General features: G+C 42.4%; 29 protein-coding genes, 1 tRNA gene and 1 riboswitch. Of the genes, 18 read left to right on the top strand and 12 right to left on the bottom strand.

Annotated elements, in window-relative coordinates:
• Positions 1 to 59: 59 nt before the first annotated feature.
• A complete protein-coding gene (locus PJ15_RS12015) occupies positions 60 to 1,145 on the top strand; it encodes an outer membrane protein assembly factor BamD (RefSeq protein ID WP_047431115.1) in 1,086 nt (361 codons plus the stop codon).
• 137 nt (positions 1,146 to 1,282) lie between these two features.
• Positions 1,283 to 3,172, top strand: coding sequence for a DNA primase (locus PJ15_RS12010; protein WP_047431112.1), 1,890 nt, complete (start codon positions 1,283 to 1,285; stop codon positions 3,170 to 3,172).
• 10 nt (positions 3,173 to 3,182) lie between these two features.
• Here PJ15_RS12010 and hemA read toward each other — a convergent pair whose 3' ends face one another.
• Entirely contained in the window at positions 3,183 to 4,466 is a 1,284-nt protein-coding gene (gene hemA / locus PJ15_RS12005) for a glutamyl-tRNA reductase (RefSeq protein WP_005256345.1), read from the bottom strand.
• Positions 4,467 to 4,545: 79 nt separating this feature from the next.
• On the opposite strand from hemA, the gene PJ15_RS12000 reads away from it, so the two are divergent.
• The 9 genes from PJ15_RS12000 (at position 4,546) to PJ15_RS11960 (ending at position 12,314) form a co-directional block, all read left to right on the top strand.
• Positions 4,546 to 6,264 carry a tetratricopeptide repeat protein gene (locus tag PJ15_RS12000; RefSeq protein ID WP_004770910.1) on the top strand — a complete coding sequence of 573 codons (1,719 nt, stop codon included), beginning with the start codon at positions 4,546 to 4,548 and terminating at the stop codon, positions 6,262 to 6,264.
• Positions 6,265 to 6,268: 4 nt separating this feature from the next.
• On the top strand, positions 6,269 to 6,850 hold the full coding sequence (gene lolB / locus PJ15_RS11995) for a lipoprotein insertase outer membrane protein LolB (protein ID WP_004770909.1): 582 nt from the start codon (positions 6,269 to 6,271) through the stop codon (positions 6,848 to 6,850).
• Positions 6,851 to 6,868: 18 nt separating this feature from the next.
• Positions 6,869 to 7,702, top strand: coding sequence for a 4-(cytidine 5'-diphospho)-2-C-methyl-D-erythritol kinase (ispE, locus tag PJ15_RS11990; RefSeq protein WP_047431109.1), 834 nt, complete (start codon positions 6,869 to 6,871; stop codon positions 7,700 to 7,702).
• Positions 7,701 to 7,775: transfer RNA gene (locus tag PJ15_RS11985), tRNA-Gln, on the top strand. Before ispE ends, PJ15_RS11985 begins: the two co-directional genes overlap by 2 nt.
• A gap of 100 nt (positions 7,776 to 7,875) precedes the next feature.
• Entirely contained in the window at positions 7,876 to 8,829 is a 954-nt protein-coding gene (locus tag PJ15_RS11980; protein WP_004770906.1) for a ribose-phosphate pyrophosphokinase, read from the top strand.
• A gap of 97 nt (positions 8,830 to 8,926) precedes the next feature.
• Positions 8,927 to 9,223, top strand: coding sequence for a 50S ribosomal protein L25 (gene rplY / locus PJ15_RS11975; RefSeq protein WP_004770904.1), 297 nt, complete (start codon positions 8,927 to 8,929; stop codon positions 9,221 to 9,223).
• 19 nt (positions 9,224 to 9,242) lie between these two features.
• Positions 9,243 to 9,824: an aminoacyl-tRNA hydrolase gene (gene pth, locus PJ15_RS11970; RefSeq protein WP_004770902.1), complete on the top strand. Its 582-nt coding sequence runs from the start codon at positions 9,243 to 9,245 to the stop codon at positions 9,822 to 9,824.
• Positions 9,825 to 9,963: 139 nt separating this feature from the next.
• On the top strand, positions 9,964 to 10,344 hold the full coding sequence (gene panD / locus PJ15_RS11965) for an aspartate 1-decarboxylase (protein WP_004655255.1): 381 nt from the start codon (positions 9,964 to 9,966) through the stop codon (positions 10,342 to 10,344).
• 179 nt (positions 10,345 to 10,523) lie between these two features.
• Positions 10,524 to 12,314 (top strand): patatin-like phospholipase family protein, encoded by a 1,791-nt coding sequence (locus PJ15_RS11960; RefSeq protein ID WP_047431106.1) that lies wholly within the window; start codon positions 10,524 to 10,526, stop codon positions 12,312 to 12,314.
• Positions 12,315 to 12,322: 8 nt separating this feature from the next.
• On the opposite strand, the gene PJ15_RS11955 is transcribed toward PJ15_RS11960, so the two are convergent.
• Together PJ15_RS11955 and PJ15_RS11950 are read right to left on the bottom strand one after the other, a co-directional pair.
• Positions 12,323 to 13,507, bottom strand: coding sequence for a hypothetical protein (locus PJ15_RS11955; protein ID WP_047431103.1), 1,185 nt, complete (start codon positions 13,505 to 13,507; stop codon positions 12,323 to 12,325).
• A gap of 12 nt (positions 13,508 to 13,519) precedes the next feature.
• On the bottom strand, positions 13,520 to 13,735 hold the full coding sequence (locus tag PJ15_RS11950; RefSeq protein WP_004770896.1) for a hypothetical protein: 216 nt from the start codon (positions 13,733 to 13,735) through the stop codon (positions 13,520 to 13,522).
• Positions 13,736 to 13,921: 186 nt separating this feature from the next.
• Positions 13,922 to 14,079, top strand: a riboswitch (FMN riboswitch).
• 96 nt (positions 14,080 to 14,175) lie between these two features.
• On the opposite strand from PJ15_RS11950, the gene ribB reads away from it, so the two are divergent.
• Complete coding sequence (ribB, locus tag PJ15_RS11945; protein WP_005256328.1) at positions 14,176 to 14,835, top strand: 3,4-dihydroxy-2-butanone-4-phosphate synthase; 660 nt, start codon at positions 14,176 to 14,178, stop codon at positions 14,833 to 14,835.
• A 52-nt stretch (positions 14,836 to 14,887) separates the two neighbouring features.
• Here ribB and PJ15_RS11940 read toward each other — a convergent pair whose 3' ends face one another.
• On the bottom strand, positions 14,888 to 15,562 hold the full coding sequence (locus tag PJ15_RS11940; RefSeq protein WP_005256326.1) for an HAD-IA family hydrolase: 675 nt from the start codon (positions 15,560 to 15,562) through the stop codon (positions 14,888 to 14,890).
• Positions 15,563 to 15,655: 93 nt separating this feature from the next.
• Between PJ15_RS11940 and PJ15_RS11935 the strand changes: the two genes are divergently transcribed.
• Positions 15,656 to 16,423, top strand: coding sequence for a hydroxymethylpyrimidine/phosphomethylpyrimidine kinase (locus tag PJ15_RS11935; RefSeq protein ID WP_047431100.1), 768 nt, complete (start codon positions 15,656 to 15,658; stop codon positions 16,421 to 16,423).
• A 78-nt stretch (positions 16,424 to 16,501) separates the two neighbouring features.
• Here the strand turns inward: PJ15_RS11935 and lysM are convergent, their stop codons facing one another.
• From lysM to PJ15_RS11905, 6 genes are all read right to left on the bottom strand, one after another.
• Positions 16,502 to 16,975 carry a peptidoglycan-binding protein LysM gene (gene lysM, locus PJ15_RS11930; protein ID WP_047431098.1) on the bottom strand — a complete coding sequence of 158 codons (474 nt, stop codon included), beginning with the start codon at positions 16,973 to 16,975 and terminating at the stop codon, positions 16,502 to 16,504.
• 207 nt (positions 16,976 to 17,182) lie between these two features.
• Positions 17,183 to 17,419: an acyl carrier protein gene (gene acpP, locus PJ15_RS11925; protein ID WP_004655272.1), complete on the bottom strand. Its 237-nt coding sequence runs from the start codon at positions 17,417 to 17,419 to the stop codon at positions 17,183 to 17,185.
• A gap of 86 nt (positions 17,420 to 17,505) precedes the next feature.
• Positions 17,506 to 18,240 carry a 3-oxoacyl-ACP reductase FabG gene (gene fabG, locus PJ15_RS11920; RefSeq protein WP_004770890.1) on the bottom strand — a complete coding sequence of 245 codons (735 nt, stop codon included), beginning with the start codon at positions 18,238 to 18,240 and terminating at the stop codon, positions 17,506 to 17,508.
• Complete coding sequence (fabD, locus tag PJ15_RS11915; RefSeq protein WP_004770889.1) at positions 18,237 to 19,223, bottom strand: ACP S-malonyltransferase; 987 nt, start codon at positions 19,221 to 19,223, stop codon at positions 18,237 to 18,239. Before fabD ends, fabG begins: the two co-directional genes overlap by 4 nt.
• Before the next feature lie 197 nt (positions 19,224 to 19,420).
• The gene (gene rpmF, locus PJ15_RS11910) at positions 19,421 to 19,606 is read right to left on the bottom strand and encodes a 50S ribosomal protein L32 (RefSeq protein ID WP_004638135.1); all 186 of its coding nucleotides are present in this window, start codon (positions 19,604 to 19,606) and stop codon (positions 19,421 to 19,423) included.
• 75 nt (positions 19,607 to 19,681) lie between these two features.
• On the bottom strand, positions 19,682 to 20,242 hold the full coding sequence (locus tag PJ15_RS11905; protein WP_004770887.1) for a YceD family protein: 561 nt from the start codon (positions 20,240 to 20,242) through the stop codon (positions 19,682 to 19,684).
• A 96-nt stretch (positions 20,243 to 20,338) separates the two neighbouring features.
• On the opposite strand from PJ15_RS11905, the gene PJ15_RS11900 reads away from it, so the two are divergent.
• Both PJ15_RS11900 and PJ15_RS11895 read left to right on the top strand, forming a co-directional pair.
• The gene (locus PJ15_RS11900; protein ID WP_047431080.1) at positions 20,339 to 21,001 is read left to right on the top strand and encodes an elongation factor P hydroxylase; all 663 of its coding nucleotides are present in this window, start codon (positions 20,339 to 20,341) and stop codon (positions 20,999 to 21,001) included.
• 87 nt (positions 21,002 to 21,088) lie between these two features.
• Positions 21,089 to 21,706 (top strand): L-threonylcarbamoyladenylate synthase, encoded by a 618-nt coding sequence (locus tag PJ15_RS11895; RefSeq protein ID WP_004770885.1) that lies wholly within the window; start codon positions 21,089 to 21,091, stop codon positions 21,704 to 21,706.
• Between the two features lie 29 nt (positions 21,707 to 21,735).
• Here PJ15_RS11895 and PJ15_RS18845 read toward each other — a convergent pair whose 3' ends face one another.
• Entirely contained in the window at positions 21,736 to 22,191 is a 456-nt protein-coding gene (locus PJ15_RS18845) for a hypothetical protein (RefSeq protein ID WP_004770884.1), read from the bottom strand.
• A 46-nt stretch (positions 22,192 to 22,237) separates the two neighbouring features.
• The gene (locus PJ15_RS11885) at positions 22,238 to 22,954 is read right to left on the bottom strand and encodes a GNAT family N-acetyltransferase (RefSeq protein WP_004770883.1); all 717 of its coding nucleotides are present in this window, start codon (positions 22,952 to 22,954) and stop codon (positions 22,238 to 22,240) included.
• A 247-nt stretch (positions 22,955 to 23,201) separates the two neighbouring features.
• Here PJ15_RS11885 and PJ15_RS11880 point away from each other — a divergent pair, with 247 nt between their 5' ends.
• The 3 genes from PJ15_RS11880 to rluB are packed head-to-tail and all read left to right on the top strand — an operon-like array spanning position 23,202 to position 25,578.
• Positions 23,202 to 23,996, top strand: a complete 795-nt coding sequence (locus PJ15_RS11880) for a segregation and condensation protein A (RefSeq protein ID WP_004770882.1) — start codon at positions 23,202 to 23,204, stop codon at positions 23,994 to 23,996.
• Positions 23,993 to 24,592 (top strand): SMC-Scp complex subunit ScpB, encoded by a 600-nt coding sequence (gene scpB, locus PJ15_RS11875; protein WP_004770881.1) that lies wholly within the window; start codon positions 23,993 to 23,995, stop codon positions 24,590 to 24,592. Before PJ15_RS11880 ends, scpB begins: the two co-directional genes overlap by 4 nt.
• A gap of 41 nt (positions 24,593 to 24,633) precedes the next feature.
• Positions 24,634 to 25,578, top strand: coding sequence for a 23S rRNA pseudouridine(2605) synthase RluB (gene rluB / locus PJ15_RS11870; RefSeq protein WP_004770880.1), 945 nt, complete (start codon positions 24,634 to 24,636; stop codon positions 25,576 to 25,578).
• Positions 25,579 to 25,599: the final 21 nt, after the last annotated feature.

The raw sequence follows: 25,599 nt of genomic DNA, 5'->3' as shown, positions 1-25,599 counted from the left end.
ACAAAAATGGTTTAATAGCACCATTGTAGCTCATTGCCCAGAATAACAGAGGAGTTTTTATGTCGCTACCACGTTATAAAATTACGGTGCTTGCACTATCTTTAGGTGTAGCGTCTGCATTTGTGGGCTGTAGCAGCAATCCAAGTAAGAAAGAAGTGGTTGATAAAGGACCACAATCAAGTGAACAAGTTTATTTCGAAAAAGCGCAAAAATCACTTGAGCGTAATCAATATACCGATGCGGTTAAATCACTTGAAGCGTTAGATACCTACTATCCAACGGGTCAATATACTCAACAGGCACAGCTTGAGCTTCTCTACGCGAAATTCAAACAAAAAGATTATGAAGGTACGATTGCGCTTGCAGAGCGTTTTATTCGTTTAAATCCTCAACATCCAAATGTTGATTATGCTTACTACGTTCGTGGTGTAGCCAACATGGAAATGAATTACGACAGCTTGATTCGCTACACTTCACTCCAGCAATCACACCGTGATGTGAGCTATGTCAAAGTGGCTTATCAAAACTTTGTCGACCTGATCCGTCGTTTCCCAAGTAGCCAATATTCAGTTGATGCCGCACAGCGCATGAAATTTATTGGTCAGGAACTTGCTGAAAGTGAAATGAATGCAGCACGTTTCAATATTGAACGTAAAGCATGGTTGGCTGCTGCTGAACGTGCACAATGGGTGATTGAACATTATCCACAAACTCCGCAAACACCTGAAGCTTTAGCAACTTTGGCATATAGCTATCAAAAACTTGGTGATCAGGCGACTTCTCAACAATACGTTGAAATTCTAAAGCTGAACTATCCAAATTTAGTTAAATCAAATGGTGAAGTTAATTTACGTGCAGCACGTAAAGAAGGTAGCTGGGTCAATCGTGCGACTTTAGGTTTATTAGGACGTGAGTCTCAAACTGTAGAAGTCAAAGACGAAGCAAGTGGTGAGTCTGAACAACGCAGTTTAACCAACCGCTTAAGTTTTGGTTTACTGGGCAAACCAGCGACTGAACAATCCGCTGCGCCAGCTCCTGAAGCGCCAGCAAGTGCAGAAAAGCCAAGCTGGAAAAATCGTTTAAGCTTTGGTCTATTAGATAAGCCAGAAGCAAAAACAACGGCTGAGGATGATGCTGCAAACTAATTTGCAATCATCTGATACACCAAACAGGCAAGTCTCACTTGCCTGTTTTTTATTTTATGCAACAATGATTCCTGACATTTTTTGCACTGCAATACTGCAATAATGTTTCACTCCCTGTCTGAAATGGTTAAACACACATGGCAATTCCACAGCATACGATTGATCAAATTCTAGATCGAACCGACATTGTCGATTTGATCGGTCAACGTGTGAAGTTAAAAAAGACGGGGCGTACCTACTCTGGCTGTTGTCCATTTCATCAGGAAAAATCGCCTTCTTTCCACGTCTATCGTGACAAGCAGTACTACCACTGCTTCGGTTGTCAGGCCAATGGGAATGCCATCCGCTTCCTGATGGATATCGACGGTCGTAACTTTGTTGATGTAATGAAAGAGCTGTCCAATAAGACAGGTGTCGACCTCCCCAAAGATAATCACGACAATAAAAAACTCTCTTATAAACGTAGTCCACAACAAGCCGCTACACCTACACCTCAGCCAGTAAAACCAGCACCAGAAAATCCAGTCGCACCACCTGTAGTCGATGAATTTATCGATGGACATTTTGTCGATATGGATCGTGTGATGGATGATCCTTTTGCCCAGTTTGATCCATCATTCAACATGGATGAACAGGTACAGGAAGGTAATCTTTATGATCTGCTGGAAAATGTGGCGCAGTTTTATGAACGCCAGTTACCAAATAGTCAAAAAGCTCAACACTATTTCAGACAACGCGGTCTCTCGGCACAAACCATTCAATTCTGGCGTTTAGGTTATGCACCAGAAGACTGGCAGCATCTTGAAAAAGCTTTTCCACAAGATATTGAAGGCTTAAAACAGCTCGGCCTGATTCGATCGAGTGACAGCGGTCGGGATTTTGACTTATTACGTGAACGGGTTATTTTCCCGATTCGTGATCATAAAGGTCGTGTGGTCGGTTTTGGTGGCCGTGCGCTCAATGACGAAATTAAACCCAAATACATTAACTCGCCTGACTCTGAAGTGTTCCATAAAAACCAGTTGCTTTACGGTCTATACGAAGGCCGTAAACTGAAAGCCAATGACTGGTTGATGGTGGAAGGCTATATGGATGTGATTGCCTTACAGCAATACGGTATCAATGGTGCCGTCGCAACACTTGGAACGGCGAGTAATGCAGATCACTTAACCACGTTATTTAAACAAAATTCTAGAATTACCATTGCCTTTGATGGTGATGCCGCAGGACAAAAGGCCGCGCGACGTACCTTGGAAATCGCACTGCCACTACTCAATGATGGTCGTGAATTAAAATTCTTTGTTTTGCCCAACGAACATGATCCTGACTCACTGATCCGCCGTGAAGGTCTGGAAAATTTCCAGAAATTGCTACAGCAAGCGCCCCTGTTATCTGACTTTGTGTTTGCCCATTTAACTGGACAGCATGATGTCAGCACACCTGAAGGCAAAAGTCTGGTGATGGGTGAACTGCGTGAATTGACTGAATTATTGCCTAAACATGGTTCATTTCGTTATTTGTTGAGTCAATCTTTCCGTGAAAAGTTAGGATTAGGAAAACGTTTTACCCCACAAGTCAGTCATGATGCCTCCTTATCTTTTAACATTCAGACCAAAGATGAAGATTTCGCGGTGGCGATTTTGATGCACCACCCCTTCTTGTACATTCATTTTGAAGAATTACGTGCGGTGATTGATCAAGATGAACTGTTGGCAAAAATTTTAGCTGTATTGAATATTGTCTTTGATGAATTGCCTGATGATCAGGAGCTGGCGACCTATTATGTGCTGGGTGCATGTAGTAGTTATAGTCATGAGCTGGCTGATATTATGCAACGCACCAATATTCAGTCATTAACTCAGGCGCCTGAAATTGCAGATAAACTTGCCAAAGAATACGCATTGGGATTACAAGAAAAATATCTGCGATTAAAACTTAAATCACCCATTTCTTTGATCGAATCGCGCAATTTACGTCAGCAATTAAATGAACTGACCAAACAGATTAGTTTGCGATTGCTATCTTAGCACCGCAAACTTACTGTCTCGGTTTACGTTCGTGCTCGAACACGTCTTGTAAATGCTGCTGTAGCCACTCGAAATAATCAGGATTTTCTGCTTTAGCAGCTTCTCTTAGCAAGATTGAAGTCGGATGCATTAACTTTTGCGTTAAACGATGCGCAAACTCCTGTAACACCTGCTCTGCGGCATGACCATGCTGTAATGATTCCATCGCATGAGCCAGCTCTTTTTGGCTTACTTCTTCGCTATGCTGGCGATAGGCCTGAATCGTACCACTCGCCTCTTTAACTTTTTGCTGGGTCATCAATTGGGTTGCCAATTGATTGACCATAATCTCGGCTTCAACCGCAGCTTGACGACGTTGTGCCAGATTTTCATCAATCACACTTTGCAAATCATCAACGCCATACAAATACACGTTATCCAGTGATTCAACTTTCGGGTCAATATCACGTGGCACGGCCAGATCGACCATGAGCATCTGTTGATAGCGGCGTTTTTTCAATGCCGATTTGACGTCTGAATATTCAATCACTTGATGCAAACTACCTGTACAACTTGAGATAACGTCTGCTCGATGCAAATTCTGTGCAAGTTCCGTAAAAGGAATAATTTCAACATCGACCTGATGGGCAATTTCCTGTGCCAGAATATCTGCACGTTCGCGGCTACGGTTACAGATCAGAATCTTCGCTACACCCATTTCCGCAAGGTGTTTAGCAACTAAACTATTCATTTCCCCCGCAGCCACAACCATCACAGTCAATTTTTCTGGACGACTAAAGACTTGCAAGGCCAACTGGGCAACCGCATAACCCATTGAAACTGCATGACTTCCGACAGAGGTTTCAGAACGAACCCGCTTGGCTGCATAAAAGGCATATTCAAAGACACTATTTAGCTCAGGTGAAACCGTTTCGGCATCTTTTGACAGCGCCAGAGCACTTTTCACCTGCCCTAAAATCTGAGGTTCGCCCAGCATCAACGAGTCTAAACCACTGGCAACACGCATCAAATGTGTAACAGCCTGAGCATTCTCGTAACGATAAACATGATGAATTAACTGTTTTACATCAATATTATTCACTTGGGCCAGCCAGTTCAGGACGCTATCCGCATCTTCTGTCATGGCATACACTTCGGTACGGTTGCAAGTCGACACCACCACAAGGTCATTCAAGGATGACTTCTGGTTTTGTTCAAGCAATAGCGCAGCTAATCGCTCTGCATTGAAAGCAATTTGTTCACGAAGTTCAACAGAAGCTGTTTGATGGTTGACACCCAATGCAAAGAAAGACATATCAGATCATCATTTCGCTAAATTTATGTTATTGTGCAACATCGGTGTCATAAAAAGCATTACTTTGGATCAATAAAAATTGCGTCAGCTATATCGCCGTACCCTTTTTAGCGGCAAGACGATTAGACGGTATTCTACCACAATCTTGTTGTTAGGTAGCATGAGCTCTTATGTCTCTGCACAAGCAATACACGACATGTATGCAGAGAACAGCTTTGAAAATGCTTTACAACAGAGCATGGTTGCTGAATTTTCTCTTGCTTATGATGATATTGCAACCGCTCTACACAATTATACTGTGCTTGCGATTCGTAGTAATTCAACCACAATCAAGCAGCGCGCCTTAGATGTTGCCTTAGAATATAATGACTTACAGTCTGCCTTAGACATCGCAACGCATTGGGTTGAGCAAGAACCTAAAGATGTACCCGCGCTATTTTATTTATCGCATATCGCACTCAAAACGCATGAGTACGAGCTTGCGGCAAAAACACTGGATAAAATTTTAAATATTGATCCAACTGCTGATCTGGAAGAAATTTTAGCCGGGATTGCCCCCGAACAGGCACAAGACCGCGAAGTCCTCTTAAATGCCCTGCGTGCTAGCGAAGAACGTAATAACCCTTCTATTCTTGCCTTGATTGCAGGTTTAGAAGCACAAGATGGCTTATACGAGCAAGCGCTCAAAAATATTAATCGGGCCTTACGAAAACGCTCAAAAACCACCAGTTTCATTTTAATGAAAGCCAATCTGCTCATGGCTTTGCAAGATGATGAAGAAACACAAAAATGGTTTGCAAAGGCAAGTCGAAAAAATAAAAACAATATTGATATTCGTCTGGCAGAAGCACGCTATTACATTCAAATCAATCAGCAACAGCAGGCTTTAGACAAACTTGAAGATATCATTAAAGATCATCCTAAAGCGGAAGAAGCCCTGTTTATTGCAGGTTTGACCAGTATTGACTTGAAGCAATATGAAAAAGCCGAGCAATATCTGGTAGAGCTGCGTTCATCTGCCAAATATCAAAATGAAGCCTATTACTATCTGGCAATCAATGCTCAGCGCAAACAGCATTATGAAACGGCAAAGGCTTATTATCGTCTGGTGGATGGCAGCCTTTATATCGTTTCCCGACGTAATATGATTGCGATTTTTGAGAAACAGGATCAGTTGAATGATGCCTTACGCTTCCTGACGCAGGAACGTGTTAACTATCCTCAACATGCCAGTTTCCTGTATCAGGCACAGGCCGATATTTTAAAGAAAATGGATAATAAAAAGGCTGCTTTGGCTTTGCTGGATGAAGCCATCAAGAATTTACCTGATGATCCTGAACTGATTTATGCTGAAGTCTTGTTACTTGATCCATATACAGATCGAGACAAACTCGACAAAACCTTGAAGCAGTTGCTCATTCTTGAACCTAATAGCCCAACCTATCTGAATGCGTATGCTTATACGCTGGCCTTGCAAAACCGTCGCCTAAAAGAAGCACGTAAATATGCAGAGCTGGCGCTGGACTTTGCCCCTGAACAGGCATCAATCCTCGATACACTGGGCTATATCGCCTTCTTGCAAAATGACTTTGATACTGCTGCCAAAGTTTTAGGTCAGGCTTATTCACTCAGTCAAAATGTGAATATTGGCGTTCGCTATGCCAAAGCATTGTATATGCAAGGTGCACTCACGCAATTTAGCGAGGTGTTACAGCAATTGAAACAAAAACATGCCAATGCCCCACAATTACAACAGCTTGATAGCTTAATCTTACCCATCACTGTAAAAAAGAGTTAAATCCATGCGCGTGTTTTCAAAATTATGCTTTGCCGTGTGTAGCAGTAGCATTTTATTTTTAACGGGTTGTCAGAGTTTGAGCCAGCCGAATAAAGTGATGACTTCTCCACAAGTACAAGATGAAAATAATTTTAACCTGCAAGGCAAGATTGGTGTGCGCACACCACAACAGTCTGGCAGCGCATTTTTCACGTGGGTACAACAACAAGATCAATTTGATATTGAATTAACCGGTATTCTCGGCGTGGGGAAAACCCAGATTGAAGGCAAACCTGGGCAAGTCACTTTAAATAGTGCTAAAACGGGCTTGATTACGGCAGCAACACCAGAAGAATTACTTGAAAAAGCAACAGGTTGGCAAGCACCGATTATGCATCTTGCTTACTGGATTCAAGCGAAACCAGCAACTCAGAATGCTCAAGTGAGTAAAGATGAGCAAAATCGTCTTAAACAATTGATTGAAGATGGCTGGACAGTAGATTTTAGTTATAACGATGCTCAAACGCTTCCAAATAAACTTTTGTTGAAGCAAGCACTTGCAGAAGGTAAAGAAAACCGTATTACAATGGTGATTCAAAACCGATAATTTTTTAGATTATTTTTTATGATTAGAGTGCCTTCCCCAGCCAAGTTGAATTTATTTCTGCACATCACAGGTCGTCGTGAAAATGGTTACCATGAATTACAGACCATTTTTCAGTTGATTGATTTATACGACTGGATGACTTTTGAACCACATGCAGAAGAAAATATTCAGATTGAAGGTCTGGCAGAAGTACAGCTCGAACAGAATTTAATCTATCGCGCCGCACAGCTCTTACGTCCGCATGCAAAAAAACCATGTGGACTGAATATTCGGATTGAAAAAAATATTCCGATGGGTGCTGGGCTGGGTGGCGGTTCATCTAATGCTGCAACAACCCTGATTGTACTGAATCAGCTCTGGCAATGTGACTTAACTGAACAGCAACTTGCCGACTATGGCGTGCAACTGGGTGCAGATGTCCCGATCTTTGTTTTTGGTCGTAATGCATGGGCAGAAGGCATCGGTGAACATTTATCATTCATAGACTTAGCTCAAAAAAAATTCATAATCCTGAAACCTGACTGTTTTATCAGCACTCAACAGCTTTTTTCGCAAAAAACATTGACAAGAGACTCTAAGATCACTAAATTTTGCGCCTATCAGATAGAACCTTCTAATTTTGGAAATAACTTTGAACCTCTGGCTCGACAGTTGTATCCCGAAGTAGATGAAGCAATGCAATATTTAGATCAGTTTGGTCTAGCAAAGCTTACAGGTACAGGTGCTTGTGTTTTTATTGAAGTAACCAGTGAAATGGATACAGCGCAAATTTTGCAAAACTCGCCTTGTAAATCTTACTTGGTCAACAGTTTAGCAGAGTCTCCGTTAAGACATTTCCCAGTTACACGTTAGGGGCGTCGCCAAGTGGTAAGGCACCGGGTTTTGATCTCGGCATCCGTTGGTTCGAATCCAGCCGCCCCTGCCATATAATAGATTGTTTCCAAATTACCCGTTGGAAAAATTAAAAATTTTTCCCTTGCGCTCGGTCGAAGCATAGCTTCGCTTAACCCTCGCTCAGGTGCTTCATGCCCAATCTTGTCGTTTTTAGTGGAAGTGCTCATCCACAGTTCGCCCAAAAAGTCGTAAGCCATTTACATATCCCACTCGGTGCTGCTTCTGTAAGCAAGTTCTCTGATGGGGAAATTTCAGTTGAAATTACTGAAAATGTTCGTGGTAAAGACGTTTTTATCGTTCAATCTACTTGTGCCCCTACCAATGATAACCTGATGGAAATCCTGGTAATGGCTGATGCTTTGCGTCGTGCAAGTGCTGGTCGTATCACTGCAGTAATTCCTTACTTCGGTTATGCACGTCAGGACCGTCGTCCGCGTTCTGCCCGTGTACCAATTACTGCTAAAGTTGTTGCAGACATGCTTACAACTGTTGGTATTGACCGTGTGGTAATGATTGACTTACACGCAGACCAAATTCAAGGCTTCTTCGATATCCCGGTTGACAACATTTACGGTACGCCAGCATTACTTGCTGACTTACGTCAACAACAACATCACAATCTCGTTGTGGTTTCACCTGACGTTGGTGGTGTTGTTCGTGCCCGTGCTGTTGCTAAACAAATGGGTGATATCGATTTAGCAATCATCGATAAACGTCGCCAAAAAGCAAATGAATCACAAGTGATGCATTTGATTGGTGATGTAAAAGATCGTGACTGTGTCATCGTTGATGACATGGTAGATACAGCAGGTACGCTTTGCAAAGCTGCCGATGCACTGAAACAGTTTGGTGCTCGCCGTGTTGTTGCTTATGCAACTCACCCTGTTTTATCTGGCAAAGCCATTGATAACCTTCGTAACTCTGTCATTGATGAATTGGTTGTTACTGACACCATTCCTCTTTCAGATGAAGCATTGAGCTTAGGCAAAATTCGCCAAGTTTCTGTTGCTAGCATGGTTGCTGAAACAATTCGTCGTATCAATAACGAAGAATCTATTAGCGCAATGTTCGATAGTTATCTATAATAGCCCAGCTTTTTTCTTAAACCCTAGCTCGCTAGGGTTTTTCTATCACTAAACTGGTCGCAAGTTTAGTTACTTAAACTCCAATGAGGATATGCCCATGGCAAACTTCGTATTAAACGCTCAAGCACGTGAAGCTGCACTACAAGGGAAAGGTGCGAGCCGCCGCCTTCGTCACGCAGCACAAATTCCAGCAATCATCTACGGTGGTAGCGCTGAGCCTGTAACAATCACTTTAGAGCTTCGTGAAATCACTAAAGCTTTAGAAAACAACGCTTTCTTCGAAGAAGTTATCGAAATCAAAATCGGTGACAAAGTTGAAAACGTTAAAATCCAAGCGTTACAACGTCACCCAGCTAAAAACACTCCTATGCACGCTGACTTCAAACGCGCATAAGTGTTAAAGGCGTAAATTAGTGTCAAATATTTCGCTAATTGTTGGTTTGGGTAATCCTGGAAAGGAATATACCCAAACCCGCCATAATGCAGGTTTCTGGTTCGTTGAACAGCTTGCAGACCGTTATGGCATTTCCCTAAAAGCTGATCCAAAATTTCATGGATACAGCGGTCGTGGTCAAATTGAAGGTCATGACGTTCGTTTATTACTTCCTACCACTTTTATGAACCGTTCTGGTCAAAGTGTTGTCCCTTTCGCCAAATTTTATCAGGTTGCACCAGAAGCAATTTTAATTGCCCATGATGAGCTGGATATGGATCCTGGCGTAATCCGTTTAAAAACGGGTGGCGGACACGGCGGACATAATGGTCTCCGTGATATCGTTCCTCATATTGGTGCTAATTTCCATCGCTTACGCATTGGAATTGGACATCCAGGTTCCAAAGAACGTGTTTCTGGTCATGTGCTCGGCAAAGCTCCTAGCAGTGAACAAGCTTTAATGGATGCAGCAATTGATCATGCCCTATCAAAAGTGAAAATGCTTGTTGATGGACAAGTTTCACAGGCAATGAATCAAATTAACGCTTACAAATCCGCTTAAACTGAATTGTTGATCAATCACGCTTGCCATATTGCATTTTTAAGCGCAAAATGCGCATCAAACCGCCCATAGCCCGCGGAAAACGTGACAAGTCAACCATAAGATATTGATCTTAGGTCTTACTCAGGAGACGCTAGCCATGCTATCTCGTTTATTAAAATGTAAAATTCACCGTGCAGTTGTGACTCATGCAGAGCTTCATTATGAAGGTTCTTGTGCAATTGATGGCGTATTAATGGACTTAGCAGGGATTCGTGAATACGAAGAAATCCACGTATGGAACGTCACTAATGGCAAACGTTTCACCACTTACGCAATTCGCGGTGAAGACGACTCAGGCATCATTTCAGTGAATGGTGGCGCAGCACATCAAGCTGATGTCGGTGATTTAGTGATTATTGCAACTTTCGGTGACTTCACTGAAGTTGAAGCAAATCTTCATAAACCACGCCTCGTTTATGCAAACCCAGACAACACAGTGAATCACACAGCAAACTGTATTCCTGTGCAAATTGCATAAGCAATAAAAAAAGATTCCCAAAAAGCCATGCCTTGCCATGGCTTTTTTATTGGCTCAACAAATATGGCCTCCCTACATACAAAAACACTTAAAAATCAGCTCATGTTTTACGCAACCCCACTTGTAAAACCGTGCTAGGCCTTATTCAATAAATAGACAATAACGATAATTTGAATAATATGGATATTCTTAACATCCTGAACAAAACAGCACTGTTTAATGAGCTCGATCACAGTGCCTTAGCCTCCTTAACAACGCATTGTCATATTCGTTATTTACAAACAGGACAGCAGCTTTACTGTGTCAATGATCTGGCTGATCATGTTTATGTGATTGCTTATGGACGTATAAAATTCACCACACCTGCGGGTCTACTGACCTATTATGGGCGGAATGAAATCGTGGGTGAAACAGGTGTTATTTCTAACCAGCCTCATCATGGTACAACCAATGCAGTACGTGATACTGCACTGGTCGGCATTCCGCAACAGCAATTCATTGAGTTTATTAATCAGCACCCTAAAGTATTATTTGCCCTATCTCGTTTGATTATTCATCGATCCCAACCTGATCAGCAACTCACTCATGCCATGGGACATAGTCGTACCCTTTCCGTCATCCCTGTTTCTTCACAAATTCCAGCCACTCACCTTGCAGAAAAGCTAACAGAACATCTACAACGTTGGCCACAAGTCCGTCTAGTCACAGCCGCGCATGTCGATGCCTTATTTGGAGCAGGATTTAGTCAAACCCCGCTCGACTATGGCGCGGATGATCTTCAGCTTCGCCAATGGTTAGCCAGTCTGGAAGAAAAACATTGCTATGTACTATATGCCGCTGACAGCAATGAAGATGAATGGTCTAAACGCTGTTTACATCAGGCAGATCGTATTTTAATTCTGGCAGAAGCCAATCAAACCCCAACCCATACCAAATTAGTTGAGGTGTTAAATCAACATGACTGGCAAAGCCCTATCGAGTTAGTACTACTCCGTTCTGAAGGTGATCCTTCCCCACATACCCTGATCTGGAAACAGCTCTATCATGCCCGCGCCCATTATTTTATTCATCCTTGGGCTCAGGCTGATATCTGTGCGGTTGCCCGTCAGATTTCCAGTCAAGGCGTCGGTTTAGTGCTGGGTGGTGGTGGCGCACGGGGTTTTGCCCATATCGGTCTGATTCGTGCACTGGAACAATTACACATTCCGATTGATATTGTTGGTGGTACCAGCATGGGCGCCTTTGTTGCTGCCCTTGTGGCTTGTGGATTTGATAGTGTTGAAATGACCCATATTGCTTATGAAACGTTTGTGGCACGTAATTATCTCAATGATTACACCATGCCACGCGTCTCATTGATTCGGGGCCAACGTTTCCATAGTCGCTTGCATGCCATTTTTGGACATCGGCGAATTGAGGAACTCCGACAAACCTATTACTGCATTTCCACCAACCTCACCACAGGTCAAGCAGTGATTCATGATCAAGGTGAACTTGCGACTTGGGTCGGAACCAGTATGAGTGTACCCGGCGTTGCGCCACCTGTGGCTTGGCATGAAAACCTGCTCTGTGATGGAGGTGTGATCAACAACCTTCCCACCGATGTGATGCAAAATCTGGAAAGAGGTACCATCATTGCCAGTAATGTCAGCTTACATGATGATATTCGAGTGCCGGGTATTGGTCTGGAAGAACCCGATCAAAGTGCGCTACTCAACTGGAATAAAATTATTAAAGATAAGCTACTAGATGCCCCCAAACTGGCAGAAATCTTAATGCGCACGGCAACTTTAGCCAGCGATACCATGATTCAAACCGCAGCGATTGAGCGGGCAAATTTGCATGTGCGTATGCCCATTGCTGGCATTGGCATGTTTGACTGGCATAAACTTGATGAACTGGTTGAACGTGGTTATGACCATGCGCTAGAAATGTTAGTCCCGATTCGAGAAACCCTTCCCTATTCTTGATTGAAGCATTACGATCCAGCAACAGATGACTGAATCTGGTAACGATCTAGTAAAGTATCTAAATAGTGATACGTTTCCGGATCTAATTGCTGCATATAGCCATCTAGAATACGGTGACATTGCCGCTGTTTATCGATCGGCATACGACGCATAATATCGAAAGTCACCTCCCACTGTGAACGCAATAATGACGCATAAGCAATATGATGCAGCACCTGCTCATCAATTTGTGCAATTGCCAATGCGACCGCTTCCCTTGCCTCATCTTGCATATAATTGACAATCACCAGCATATCCGCCCATAAATCACAACGATCAGCCGCTTCCACAATGCTTTGGATAATTTCAACACGTCTTAAGGCTGGCAAATTGGCAACAAAATCTTGTGCATGTGCAGATAAACATGCCACCACAGGCAACATATCTTCCCACAACTGGTCTTCCTGAGTGGCCTGAATAATGGCATTGATCACAGGCTCACCTTGCTGAACAGCTAAATCACCTAGCTCCTGCTTGAGCCCATAACTGATGTAACTCATCAAGGCCAATACTTTGGGCCACAACAAACGCTGTGCGGGATCACCAATAATCAATAAAGCCTTTTCAATTCTCTCTCGGGGTAAGACATGCACCAAATGATCAATCTGTTCCCTTGATTCAATATAAAAAGCGATTTCCAATAAATCACTTTCATTCTCTACAATCTGCGCCACATCCTGTAACACCGCGTCAGATAACATACTGACAAAACGCCCTATGGTGACAAAATCCCGTTGTTCGAGCAGAACTTGGGTAATATCGGCAATCTGATGAGTCGTCAGGTAACTCAGTAGCTCTCTCGCCAAGCGTGGATCCAGATACACCGCAATTGCTGCAATCGTTTTTGCAGGTAAATGCTTGGCAATACGGTATGAGCTTTCAGTGGAGAGATACACTGCAATTTGCGCCACAATAAAAGGCTCTAAAAAATGCTTCACCCAGAAAATACTGATCCAGCGTGGCAACCAGTTCACCCATGTTGCTAAATGACGAAAACGACTTTTTTGCTGGCTTTGCAATAACTCTAATATCGCAAAACGAAATTGCCTGAGGTTTTCAGGGGCCAGAACCTGCATAAAGGCCAATTGTTGCTCTGGTACATTCAGGATTCGGGCAAGTTTAATGATTTCGGCCTGCACAGCGAGACGTGTCATGACATGGCTCCATCATGATTTAGGCTTAAATAACCAGCGTAGAAAAAAAGGGATTTGATACAGCCGTTGATTCATTTTCTGATCTTCATTTTCTATGGTTTGGCGTAATTGCTGATTGAGCCAAGCCAAATCCTGTTGAGGCAATTGTGAAAATGCTTTTAGACTCATGACAGGTCGATGTAATTGTTGTGCCAGTTGTTCTAATTCGGTTTTCTCCGCCTTTTCCATATAGCGCTTACTCCGCATTATTGTTGTTTTATCTTTTCAGTGTATGCCCAATTCAAATGGATTGCCAGTTTCAAAGATCATGAGAAAAATTTGCGCTACGTCTCAGCAATTTTCTTCATTTTTATAGAACGATACATTCTATAAAAAGTTCCCTTTTCACTTAAAAATCTGGCTATAATCGAAGGACATCGCTTCAGGGCGGGGCGAAATTCCCCACCGGTGGTAAGTCAGGCATGACCATAAAATGACCTGATCAGCCCACGAGCCTGTATATATTTTTATATACTCGCAGATTTGGTGAGATACCAAAGCCGACGGTATAGTCCGGATGAAAGAAGACGAAACCACCGAAACACTCTTTTGGGTTGTTTTTGTGCACGCTTATTTTTACATCAGTCCTGAAATGTTCAACCGTATCCTATTTACGAGAGCGTTTCATTATGTCCAGTTTAATCCAACCCGAACTTTTCTTTTCAGCCCTTTCTCCGGCTGAACAACGTATTCAACAAGCTTTAGAAGATATCCGCCAAGGCAAGCCTGTTTTGGTCATGGATGATTTTGATCGTGAAAATGAAGCTGACCTGATTATTGCCGCTGAGACCTTAACAGTCGAAACCATGGCACAAATGATTCGTGATGGTTCAGGCATTGTATGCCTATGTTTGACTGAAGCACAGGCAGATCATTTAGAACTTCCACCTATGGTAGTTGATAACTCAAGCCAATTTAAAACTGCGTTTACCGTGACCATTGAAGCTGCTCAAGGCGTAACGACAGGTGTATCTGCAAAAGATCGTGTGACGACAGTTTTAGCTGCAACTAAAGATGGTGCTGTTGCCAGCGACCTGAGCCGCCCAGGCCATGTTTTCCCGCTACGCGCACGTGAAGGTGGTGTTCTGACCCGTCGTGGTCATACCGAAGGTACGATTGATCTGGCTCGTCTGGCAGGTTTAAAACCTTCTGGTGTCTTGTGCGAATTGACCAATCCTGATGGTTCTATGGCATCAGGTATTCAAGTGCTAGCCTATGCTCAAACACATGGATTAACCGTGATTAGCATTGAAGAACTGGCTCAATACCGTTTAAAACATAATGTCTGATGAGATATGATAGAAAAGCCTCGAATGATCGAGGCTTTTTATTGCGTTGTTTTTAAGAAACTTTTCGTTCTGCATTCAGTTCAGCCACCGTTGCAATTAACTGGCTAAATTGAGAAATTTGCGTTAACGGCTGTGCCTGAGCTAACTCATCTGCCCGACCATAACCATAATTAACGGCAATGGTTTCAATTCCATTAACACGCGCACCAATAATGTCATATTGGCGATCACCGACCATGATACATTGCTGGGCATCTAAATGTTCTTGCTCAAGAATATAGGCTATCAAATCTGCTTTATTGGTCCGCTCACCTGTCAGCTCGCTACCATAGATTGCTGTAAAATACTGATCTAGCTTGAAATGAGCCAAAATTTGTTTGGCAAAGACTACAGGCTTAGCCGTTGCAAGAAATAGTCTATAGCCTTCCGCCTGTAATTGCTGCAATGTTTCTGCGACTGACGGATAAACTTCATTTTCGAATAGACCTGTTACTGAAAAACGTTCACGGTAAGCCAGTAATGCCTGCTCAGCCAGCTCATCATCTTGGGTATTCAGTAGTTTTGCCAAAGAAGCTTTTAAGGGCGGACCAATCGTCCAGTCCAGATCCACATCATCAGTCAAAGGCTGACCTAACTTTTGCAAAGCAAAACGAATTGAACCATGAATTCCTGTTTTAGGGTCAGTTAAAGTCCCATCTAAATCGATTAGAATATTTTTGATCGTCATTCGTTCAATCTCTTGCAGCCTTACACAACATAGTCGAGAGTTTCTCGAAACTTCCCTATACTACCGTATATTGAAGACTAAAAGGAAATTGCAGTGCGTCCGACCGTGCTTTGTTTTTCAGGTTTAGATCCATCTGGCGGTGCTGGCTTACAAGCAGATATTGAAGCAATTGGACAAAGTGGTGCGCATGCAGCGATTGCATGTACTGCTTTAACCATTCAAAACTCGCAGCAAGTATTTGGCTTTGAAGCCACATCAAAAGAATTACTGCTCGCACAAGCCAACGCCGTGGTCGGTGATTTACCAATTAAATGTGTAAAGTCTGGCATGTTGGGCACAACCGATAATATTGCTGCACTGGCGGAATTTTTACGCGCTCATCCCGACTATTTATATGTACTTGACCCTGTGCTGGTAGCCAATAGCGGCGGATCGCTCGGCGATCAGGCCACACTGGTAAAAGCCTTTGTCGAGTTAATCCCTTTAGCAACTGTAATCACGCCTAATACGGTTGAGCTGAGAGCTTTAACTGGGATTGAAGATATTGAACAAGCAACAGAAAAGCTGTTCGAAATGGGTGCCAAAGCCATTTTAGTCAAAGGCGGTCATGAAGACACGCCAGATCACATTCGTAATGTCCTCTATGCTGAAGGTAAAATGATTGCCGAAAGCCGTTGTCCACGTCTGGAAGGTCAATATCATGGTTCAGGTTGCTCTTTGGCAAGCTTCATTGCAGGTCGTCTAGCACTCGGTGATCCATTAAAAATTGCCGTTCAACATGCAGAAACTTGGTTATTTGGCGTGCTTAAGCAGGCTGAAACACCTGTACCCAATGGGCAAAAGATTCCAAAACGCTTTTAAGCGCTCCAGAAATCGTTAATTTTTTCAAAAAAATTTTATTAAAAAAGGCGCATCAAGCGCCTTTTTTATATTCACAGATTATTGTGGAATACGTAAAACTTGTCCTGGGAAAATATCATCTGCATTTTTAAGTAATGGACGATTCGCCTCAAAGATCTTGTTGTACTGGTTTGGATCGCCATAATATTCTTTTGAAATCTTAGACAGGTTGTCACCTGATTTCACTGTATAGAATTTACTTTCTGGCTCAGGCGCTTCTACAGTCATCTGATCATCCACTTGCGCTACATGATCAATATTACCAACTGCCAATACGATCTTTTCTTTATCTGCCTGACTTGTTACCTGCCCTTTAATCGTTGCAGTATCCGTCGTGCCGTTATACGTTACAGATAAGCCTTCAACCCCAAGACCTAAACTTTTAATTAAACCTAATAATTTATTTGCAATCTCTTGAGCTGATGGTTCAGCTGGTGTTGCTGGCGCAGCTTGTGGCTCTGCTGGTGCTGTATTTTTCTTACCGATACCTTTAACAAAATCAAAAAGACCCATTGTTATTACCTCTGTAATTATTAATCTCAAATCGTCAAAATAGACTTACTTTAGTTATACCGAAAAAAAAAGTGACTCAAGTTTCAATTTAAGGCGGTCTTGTAAATATATGTATATCCACTAAAACCAAGAGATATTTATTCTCTTTTCATTTCAGGACATATAAAAAAAGCCACCTGACGGTGGCTTTTTTATCATGCAAGATGATTAACCAAGTTTCTTAGTTACGTAATCGATTGCAGATTGAACAGTTGTGATTTCATTTGAATCTTCATCTGGAATCGTGATGTCAAAATCGTTTTCGAAAGACATTACAAGTTCAACCAAATCTAAAGAGTCAGCACCTAAGTCATCCATGAAAGATGCTTCGTTTTTAATCTCTTCAGCACGCATACCTAATTGTTCAGCTACAGCTTGTTTGATGCGTTGTTCGATATCGCTCACAGGAATTCTCCTCATTGCTTGTGGCGTTTTAATTTGCCACTAGTTTAATTGAATATAAAAATTTTTAAAAGTTTATACATCGCCAGTTAGGCCATGTATAGACCACCATTTACGTGTAAAACTGTACCAGTAATGTAACTAGCCTTATCGCTGGCAAGGAAACTCACTGCATCAGCAATATCTTGAGGTTCACCTAGACGATTTAAAGCTACTTGATCAGTCATTTTTTTACGAATCTCTTCGCTTAACTGATCAGTCATTTCAGTGGCAATGAAACCAGGTGCAACACTGTTCACTGTAATCTGACGGCTACCCATTTCTTTAGCCAAGCTACGACTGAATGCTTCAATCCCTGCTTTTGCTGCCGAGTAGTTCGCTTGTCCAGGGTTCGCAAAATGTGCAACCACTGAACTAATATTAATAATGCGGCCAAAACGTGCTTTGGTCATGCCTTTCAATACACGCTTAGATAAGCGGTATACGGCTTTCAGATGAATATTGAGAATGTCATCCCAGTCATCTTCAGACATACGAAGCAGCAAATTGTCTTTGGTAATGCCTGCATTGTTAACCAATACCAGTACCGAACCATATTTTTGTTCGATATCTGAAACCAGTGCATCAATCGCAGCGCCATCACGCACGTCAAGTACAGCACCTGCGCCATGTTCAGCAAAGCTTTCTGTCAGCTTTTGCGCGCCTGATTCAGAAGTTGCGGTACCAACCACAAAAAAACCGTCTTGAATGAGTTGCTGTGCAATTGCAGCGCCAATACCACGGCTTGCTCCTGTCACTAACGCAACTTTTCGTTGTTGTGTCATGCAATTTTTCCTTCTGCCACTAACACTGCGTTTAGGGCATCTTCCATACGTGCTTTGCTATCAATGGCAAATGCTTTTTCTATGTTCGGTAATCGCTTTGCAAGATTACTCAATACCGTACCTGGTCCACATTCAACCATGTACTGGATACCCTGATCTTGCAGATATTGCATGGTACGTGTCCATTGAACCGACTGGTACAATTGAGCTGTTAATGCCTGACGTAACTGAGCAACATCTGTCGCGATTTCCGCGTTGACATTTTGTATTACAGGAAGGCATGGTAGCTCAATGGCAGTTTGTTCCAAAGCTTCAGCAAACTTTTCTGCTGCTGGCTTCATCAATGTGCAATGTGAAGGTACTGAAACTGGCAATGCAATCGCTTTACCAGACTGCTCTTTTGCTTCAGCCATCACCTGCTGAACCAATGCAGCGCTACCAGCGATAACAACTTGACCTTGTGCATTGTAATTTGCAGCTTCAACAGAACCTTGGCCCGCAGCAGAAACCTTTTCACAAAGTTCAACCACTTTGTCATCTGCCAAGCCAAGAATTGCTGCCATTGCGCCTTCACCTTGAGGAACAGCGCTCTGCATTAATTTACCGCGTAAATGAACCAGTTTAACCGCATCAGCTAAAGTCATGGCCTCTGCCGCAACAAGCGCACTGTATTCCCCTAAAGAGTGCCCAGCAAGGTACTTTGGCACAATTCCACCCAGTTCTAACCACACACGCCATAAGGCAATGCTTGCAGTTAATAACACAGGTTGGGTATTTTCAGTCTGGTCTAAACCTTCACCGCTCTGGGCAATATGCCAAAGATCAAAACCGATTGCTGCTGATGCTTCTGCAAATGTATCTTGAACGACACTAAATTGCTCTGCTAGTTCAGCCAACATACCTGCTTTTTGTGAACCCTGACCAGGAAAAACAAATGCTGTTTTTGTTGCTTGAGCAGCCTGCTCAAGTCGCTTAGTCGACATATAAAAATCCTTAAAATGGTCTATCGCCAATTTCATCAACACTCATGATTCTACATGAGAATGACAACAGACTCTTTTCCGATGCGGCAATTTACCATTGATTAAATCGTTTTTTAATTGCGAAAAACAACAAAAAAGGGAGCTTTCGCTCCCATTTTTTCTATACTTTAAGCTAACGCTTAATGCATATGGTTCAATTATTCAGCATCAGCTGCTTTAGCGAATAATTGACGACCACGGTAAATACCGTCTTTAGTCACGTGGTGACGACGATGAGTTTCACCAGTAGTTTGGTCTACAGATAATGCATTCTCGGTTAAAGCGTCATGTGAACGGCGCATGTCACGGCGAGAGCGACTTTTACGGTTTTGCTGAACGGCCATGATGGCTCCTTACAAAGATCGAAAAAATGGATCAGAAACAAATTCAGTTGTCTTAACTCAACATTATATCACAAATTATGAGTTAAGTTTACCCTTCAAACTTGCCAAAACATCAAACGGGTTATCCCGTTTCTCTTCGACAACGTCCTGAATGGCAGGTCGATGTTTATGCTCACAAACATCATGCTTGGGAGATAAAGGCATCAACAATAACAGTTCATCTTCTAGTAGTGCGAGCAAATCAATCGAAGCAGGTGTATCAAAATCACCTTTTTTCGAAGACTCGCTTTCACCTAAAACGATGAAATCAGCATCCTCATCCAAGCGCTCTATCAGTGACTCATCATCGATCAAAGCTAAATGAAAATCTGAAACAAGTTCAGTTTCAACAGTATCCAGACAACGCTGGCATTCCATTGGAACTTTCGTTTCAATACGTCCATCTAGCCATACAATGCGATGATATGCATCCATTGATAGCTTACAGTCTATGTTGATCAATCGATCATTAATTGATCCAACAGCTTCACGAGCGATACGAGCAAAGCGAGACAATGGCAGTGTGCCTGACCATGTAAAGCCCTGTTCAGCCCATTTAAACGGCTCAATCTGTGCCGGAAAGGTATTTGCTGACATAATTAAGGCGGCAATTCTACAAATTCATCGGTACTCTGTCAAAGATTAAGATACAATTTTGCACTTCTTTAGACAGAACTCGGGGTAAATTAAGCAATGCACCTGTTGCAGCCGCAACTTGAAGTAACAACTTCATTACTTGTAAGCACCCATTCAACCTCTGCTCCTGCATTAACGCCAGATCAAGTGCAACGCTCATCTTGGCAAAAGTTAACATCAGAACCAGAACAGGTCGATTGGCTTATTTTACACTTTAATCACTGGTTTTCCCACCATAATGTCACACTAGTTAAAGGTGATTTTGAACCAGAATATTTCCCGGCGGAAAATGGACAGCCTGCAAGAATCCAATTTGCCCATGGTTTCTTTAATAGTGCGCTACATGAAATTAGTCACTGGAGCATCTCTGGCGCGCAGCGCCGCCTATTGCCAGATCTCGGTTATTGGTATGCCCCAGATGGGCGGACTGCTGAGCAGCAGGCGCTTTTTGAACAGGTTGAAATCAAGCCACAAGCAATTGAATGGCTGTTTGCAAAAGCTTTTGGTCGGAAATTCCGTGTCTCTTTAGATAACTTGACGGGCGATGGCGGTAATGGCCAGCGATTCAAAGATCATGTTTTTGCCCAGCTACAAGATTATTTTTCAGGTGAAGCCAAGTTACCACGCGACGCTGCGCATTTCATTCATTACATCTGTCTGTGTACCCGTCATGGCCGACCGTTACAACTCGATGAATTTAAACGTGAAGACCTTGATTAAAGGACAAAATTGTCACATCTAATGCTTGCAACTTGACCGCAACCCGCTTCATACTAAATTTAGCCATATAGATCAGGGAGTTCAAAGATGTTGCATTTACATATTCATCCCGAAAATCCACAGGCACGCTTAATCACACAAGCAGTGGAACGTATTCGTGCTGGGGATGTGGTGATTTATCCGACAGACGCAGCCTATGCAATTGGCTGTCAGATCGGAAATAAAAATGCGATGGAACGTATTGCGCAAATTCGTGGTCTGGGGCCAAAGCATCAATATGCAATTATGTGCTGTGACCTCTCTGACATTGCCACTTATGCCAAAGTCGATAATGCCATGTATCGTTTATTAAAAAATAATACACCTGCAGTCACGACGTTTATTTTGCCCGCGACCAGCGAAGTACCAAAACGTTTAATGCATCCCAAGAAAAAAACCATTGGCCTGCGTATTCCAAGTAATCCTGTTGCGCAAGCGTTATTAAAAGAACTCGGTGAACCGTTGCTAACCAGTACTTTAATTTTGCCCGATCAAAAAGATCCCCTAGATGATCCATACGATATTGAAAATCAGCTCGGTAAACGGATTGATGTGTTTATTGACAGTGGTTTTGGAACTTTATCAACCACTAGTATTGTAGATTTATCAGGAGAAAATCCTGAAATCGTGCGTCGCGGTGTTGGTGATGTCAGTGCTTTTGAATAAGTACTGACATCTATTTCACTCTTATACGCTTAGGCATAAGGAAAGTTTGGACATTCAGCCAGAATTTGACTTGCGCTTTGTATTTTTTGGCCTGATTCGTTAAAAACTTCGATTTGAAATGAGAATCGATCTTCAATTAAAAGACCATAGATTTTGCTTCTGCCACTTTGCTTCAGTGTTTGAAAGTTTTTCAGAAAAGCACAACTTTGTTGTTTAAGCTGTGCTGCACTCACACTTTGACTATCCTTATCACTTCTGAGTTTCATCCTTACCATAATCTTCGGGTAATGATTGACTGCGCGAATCTCCATCCCCCATTTAGACGCAGTGGGGTTTGTATGGTGATTAATCTTACTGACGATCATTCGGCCTAAATATTGTCTTAGCAGCTCTTTCTGCACTGAAGGGTTATTCCAGATAATAAAATTACCAATCAGAACAATAACCAAGGTCAGCATCAGGCCGACAATTATTTTTCTTTTCATTAAAGTGGTGTACCGCAATATTTCTCATTAAAACGAATGATCAAATTCAGATTTCAAAAAAATCTGATAACCGCTGTTTCTGGAATCCCTGCGCATCGAAATTTTCAGGATTTAACCACTGGAGATAACTCTGTTCTAGTGCAGGCCATTCTTCGTCAATGATTGAAAACCATGCTGTATTGCGGTTACGACCTTTGCTGACCCGATCATGGCGGAATAATCCTTCATATTGAAAACCAAAGCGTAACGCGGCTGCTTTAGAGGGTGCATTACAGTCATCACATTTCCACTCTACCCGTCTATAGCCCTGCTTGAAACATTGTTGTAAAAGTAGAAATATCGTTTCAGTCGACGCTTTTGATTTTTTCATCTTATGCGAGTAATAGACATTGCCGATTTCAATCGCACCGTGTTCCAGTCTTGGTTGTAAGAGTGCAATCCAGCCTTGAACCTCACCATCCACTTCAATCAGAAAATGTGTAACACCCTGAAAGCCAAATCGTTGTTCTAAAGTTTGTTTTAATTGATCTCTGCTCTGGGGCGCAGAATAAGGTAAATAGGTCCAGCATGATGCATCAGGCTCGGTCTCTACCGCATGCCAGATATCATTTGCAGTCTGATCGGAAATTTCACCTGTAATACGAATCAGTTTAACGTATTGACCTACGAGATCTTGCTGAATAAGTGAACATGGCTGGTGATCAACATCAAGGCCAACACTTTGTCCAAACGAGTTCTGTTGTGTTTTTAAATATTGTTTCATAGCGATTTATAATTGAGCAGAAATCATGATTTTCGCTGCTCATTTAAGCATAACTTTATTACATGACCTAGATGATCACGTATAAATATAGAAAATACCCTGAGAAGTTTAAGGTTTTTGTAAGTCAGCAATTTATTAAATTGGGGATTTCGATTAGAATAGGCGTGCTCTTGGTAGCATGTGCCCTTTCTTGCACAAAAATTATATCTTTTCATGCTTTTGAAAATTCGCGTGGCTTATAACGGTAATGAACCAAATTCTCCCCTCTCCTTTGGAGTCCACTCCTTCCATTCGCGTGCTTGACGAGTGGCAAGAAGTCATACCTGAAGATTTGTATATCCCGCCTGCCGCGTTTGAAATTTTACTGGAACAATTTGAAGGTCCTCTGGATTTTCTGATTTACCTGATTCAAAAAAATGGTTTTGATTTATTACAAGTTGATATTTCACCGATTGCAACCCAATATCTGTCTTATATGGACAGTATGAAGTCCTTGAATATCGAACTGACGGCTGATTATATGGTGATGGCCGCGCTTTTGGCTGATCTAAAATCACGCTTGTTATTACCGAAACCGACTGCTGTTGATCAATTTGAAAAAGATCCAAAACAAGAATTGATTGACCGTTTGGAAACGTATTTACGCATTAAACAGGCCGCTGAACGATTGGGGCAAATGCCAATCTTCGAGCGTGATACCTTTAGTGCCAATGTCAGTATTGGACATATTGCGCCGATTTATGAAGGCTATGATGTAGCTGCCTTACATGATGCCTTATTTTGTGTGTTTAACCGTCCTGAACCGATCACGCATGTGGTCGCGCAGGAACCGGTATTGCTAGAAGAACGTATCGCCTTTATTGAAAGTCAGCTCGCGTTAGGTGAAGCCTTGAGTTTTATTGAATTATTAAATCCCAAGCAAGGTCGTATGGGGATGGTGGTTACGTTTATGGCAGTACTTGAACTTACACGTCAGCAAAAAATCCAGATTATTCATACAGGAATTGAAGCTCCGTTGACTATTCAGGGAGTTGCCGCATGAGTTTAGATCAGTTAGAACAAAGTGAAAGCATGTCTCTTGAAGACATTCATCATGATGTTTTATTGCAAATTGAAGCCATTCTATTCGCCAGTGACTCACCAGTCTCAATTGCCCGTCTAAAAGAAGCGTTTCAAAACCAATATAATAAGCAGCAATTACGTACATTTGTGCAGCAATTGGCAATGTTGCAGCATGGTCGTTCAATTGAATTAATTGAAACGGCGCAAGGCTTTCGTTTTCAGGTACGTGCGAAATATCGCAATATCATTGCGCAGGTCTGGCCAGAACGCCCAACCAAGTTATCCCCCTCTTTACTCGAAACTGTCGCAGTGATTGCTTATCATCAACCTGTAACACGTGCCGATATTGAGCAGATTCGTGGTGTATCTAATAATAGCCAGATTTTAAGAACACTTTTTGACTGGAACTGGATTAAAGAAGCCGGTTTCAGAGATTTACCCGGAAGACCTGCGTTGTTGATTACAACGCCCCAGTTTTTAAATGCTTTTGGCTTAGCGTCGCTAGGTCAATTGCCTCCCCTGCAGAACGCCAAGGAAGCATTCATGGCTCTCGATGCACATGCGCCGAAGTCTTGAGAAGGTGAACTGTTGATCATTATGTCTAAGGTTGTGCTGTCATGAGTGAAAAATTACAAAAGGTTTTAGCGAGAGTCGGGTTAGGCTCGCGTCGCTATATGGAAGAAGTCATTGCTGCTGGTCGTGTCAGCATCAATGGTCGTATTGCCCAAGTTGGTGAGCGTATCGAACCCACTGATGAGCTTCGTATCGATGGTCGTAAAGTACAATTCCAAATTGAAGACGAAATTCGTCGTCGCGTTTTAATTTACTATAAGCCAGAAGGTGAAATTTGCTCGCGCAATGACCCTGAAAAACGTCCAACTGTATTTGATCATTTACCACAAATTGCCAATGACCGTTGGGTCATGGTCGGTCGTCTAGATATTAACAGTACTGGTTTATTGTTATTCACAAACGACGGTGAACTTGCAAACCGTTTAATGCACCCATCAAACGAAGTAGAACGTGAATATGCCGTTCGCGTGATGGGTGAAGTTACACCACAAATTCGCAACAACATGTTGAAGGGTGTTGAGCTTGAAGATGGTCCTGCGAAATTTGAATCATTCTCTGAAATTGGTGGTGACGGGATCAACCGTTGGTATCAAGTTGTGGTTAAAGAAGGTCGTAATCGCGAAGTACGTCGTATCTTTGAATCACAAAGCCTCAAAGTAAGCCGTTTATTACGTACTCGTTACGGTACCGTGATTTTACCGCGTGAATTACGTACTGGTCGCTGGATGGAACTGGATAAAACCGACATCGACAACCTTGCGAAATCAGTTGAATTAAAACCACGTCAAGGTACTGGCTTGTTTGGTATGGCAAAACGTCGTACTGAAAAAATGGCTGAGAAACCATTGGCTGCACGTCGTGGTGGTTATTTACGTCAACAACGCCGTGATGATGAACAAGATCAGTCACAGCAACGTTCTGGCGGTAATAGCAACAATAACAATGGTCGTAAAACCATTGGTTTCAACAAAGGCTTTAAAAAGTTTTAATCCTTTGGTCTGAAATAAAAA

This window comes from Acinetobacter sp. neg1 (assembly GCF_000788125.1).
Classification (GTDB): Bacteria; Pseudomonadota; Gammaproteobacteria; order Pseudomonadales; family Moraxellaceae; genus Acinetobacter; species Acinetobacter vivianii.
The sequence above is the reverse complement of the archived record's forward strand: the minus strand, read 5'-3'. Positions and strand labels throughout refer to the sequence as shown.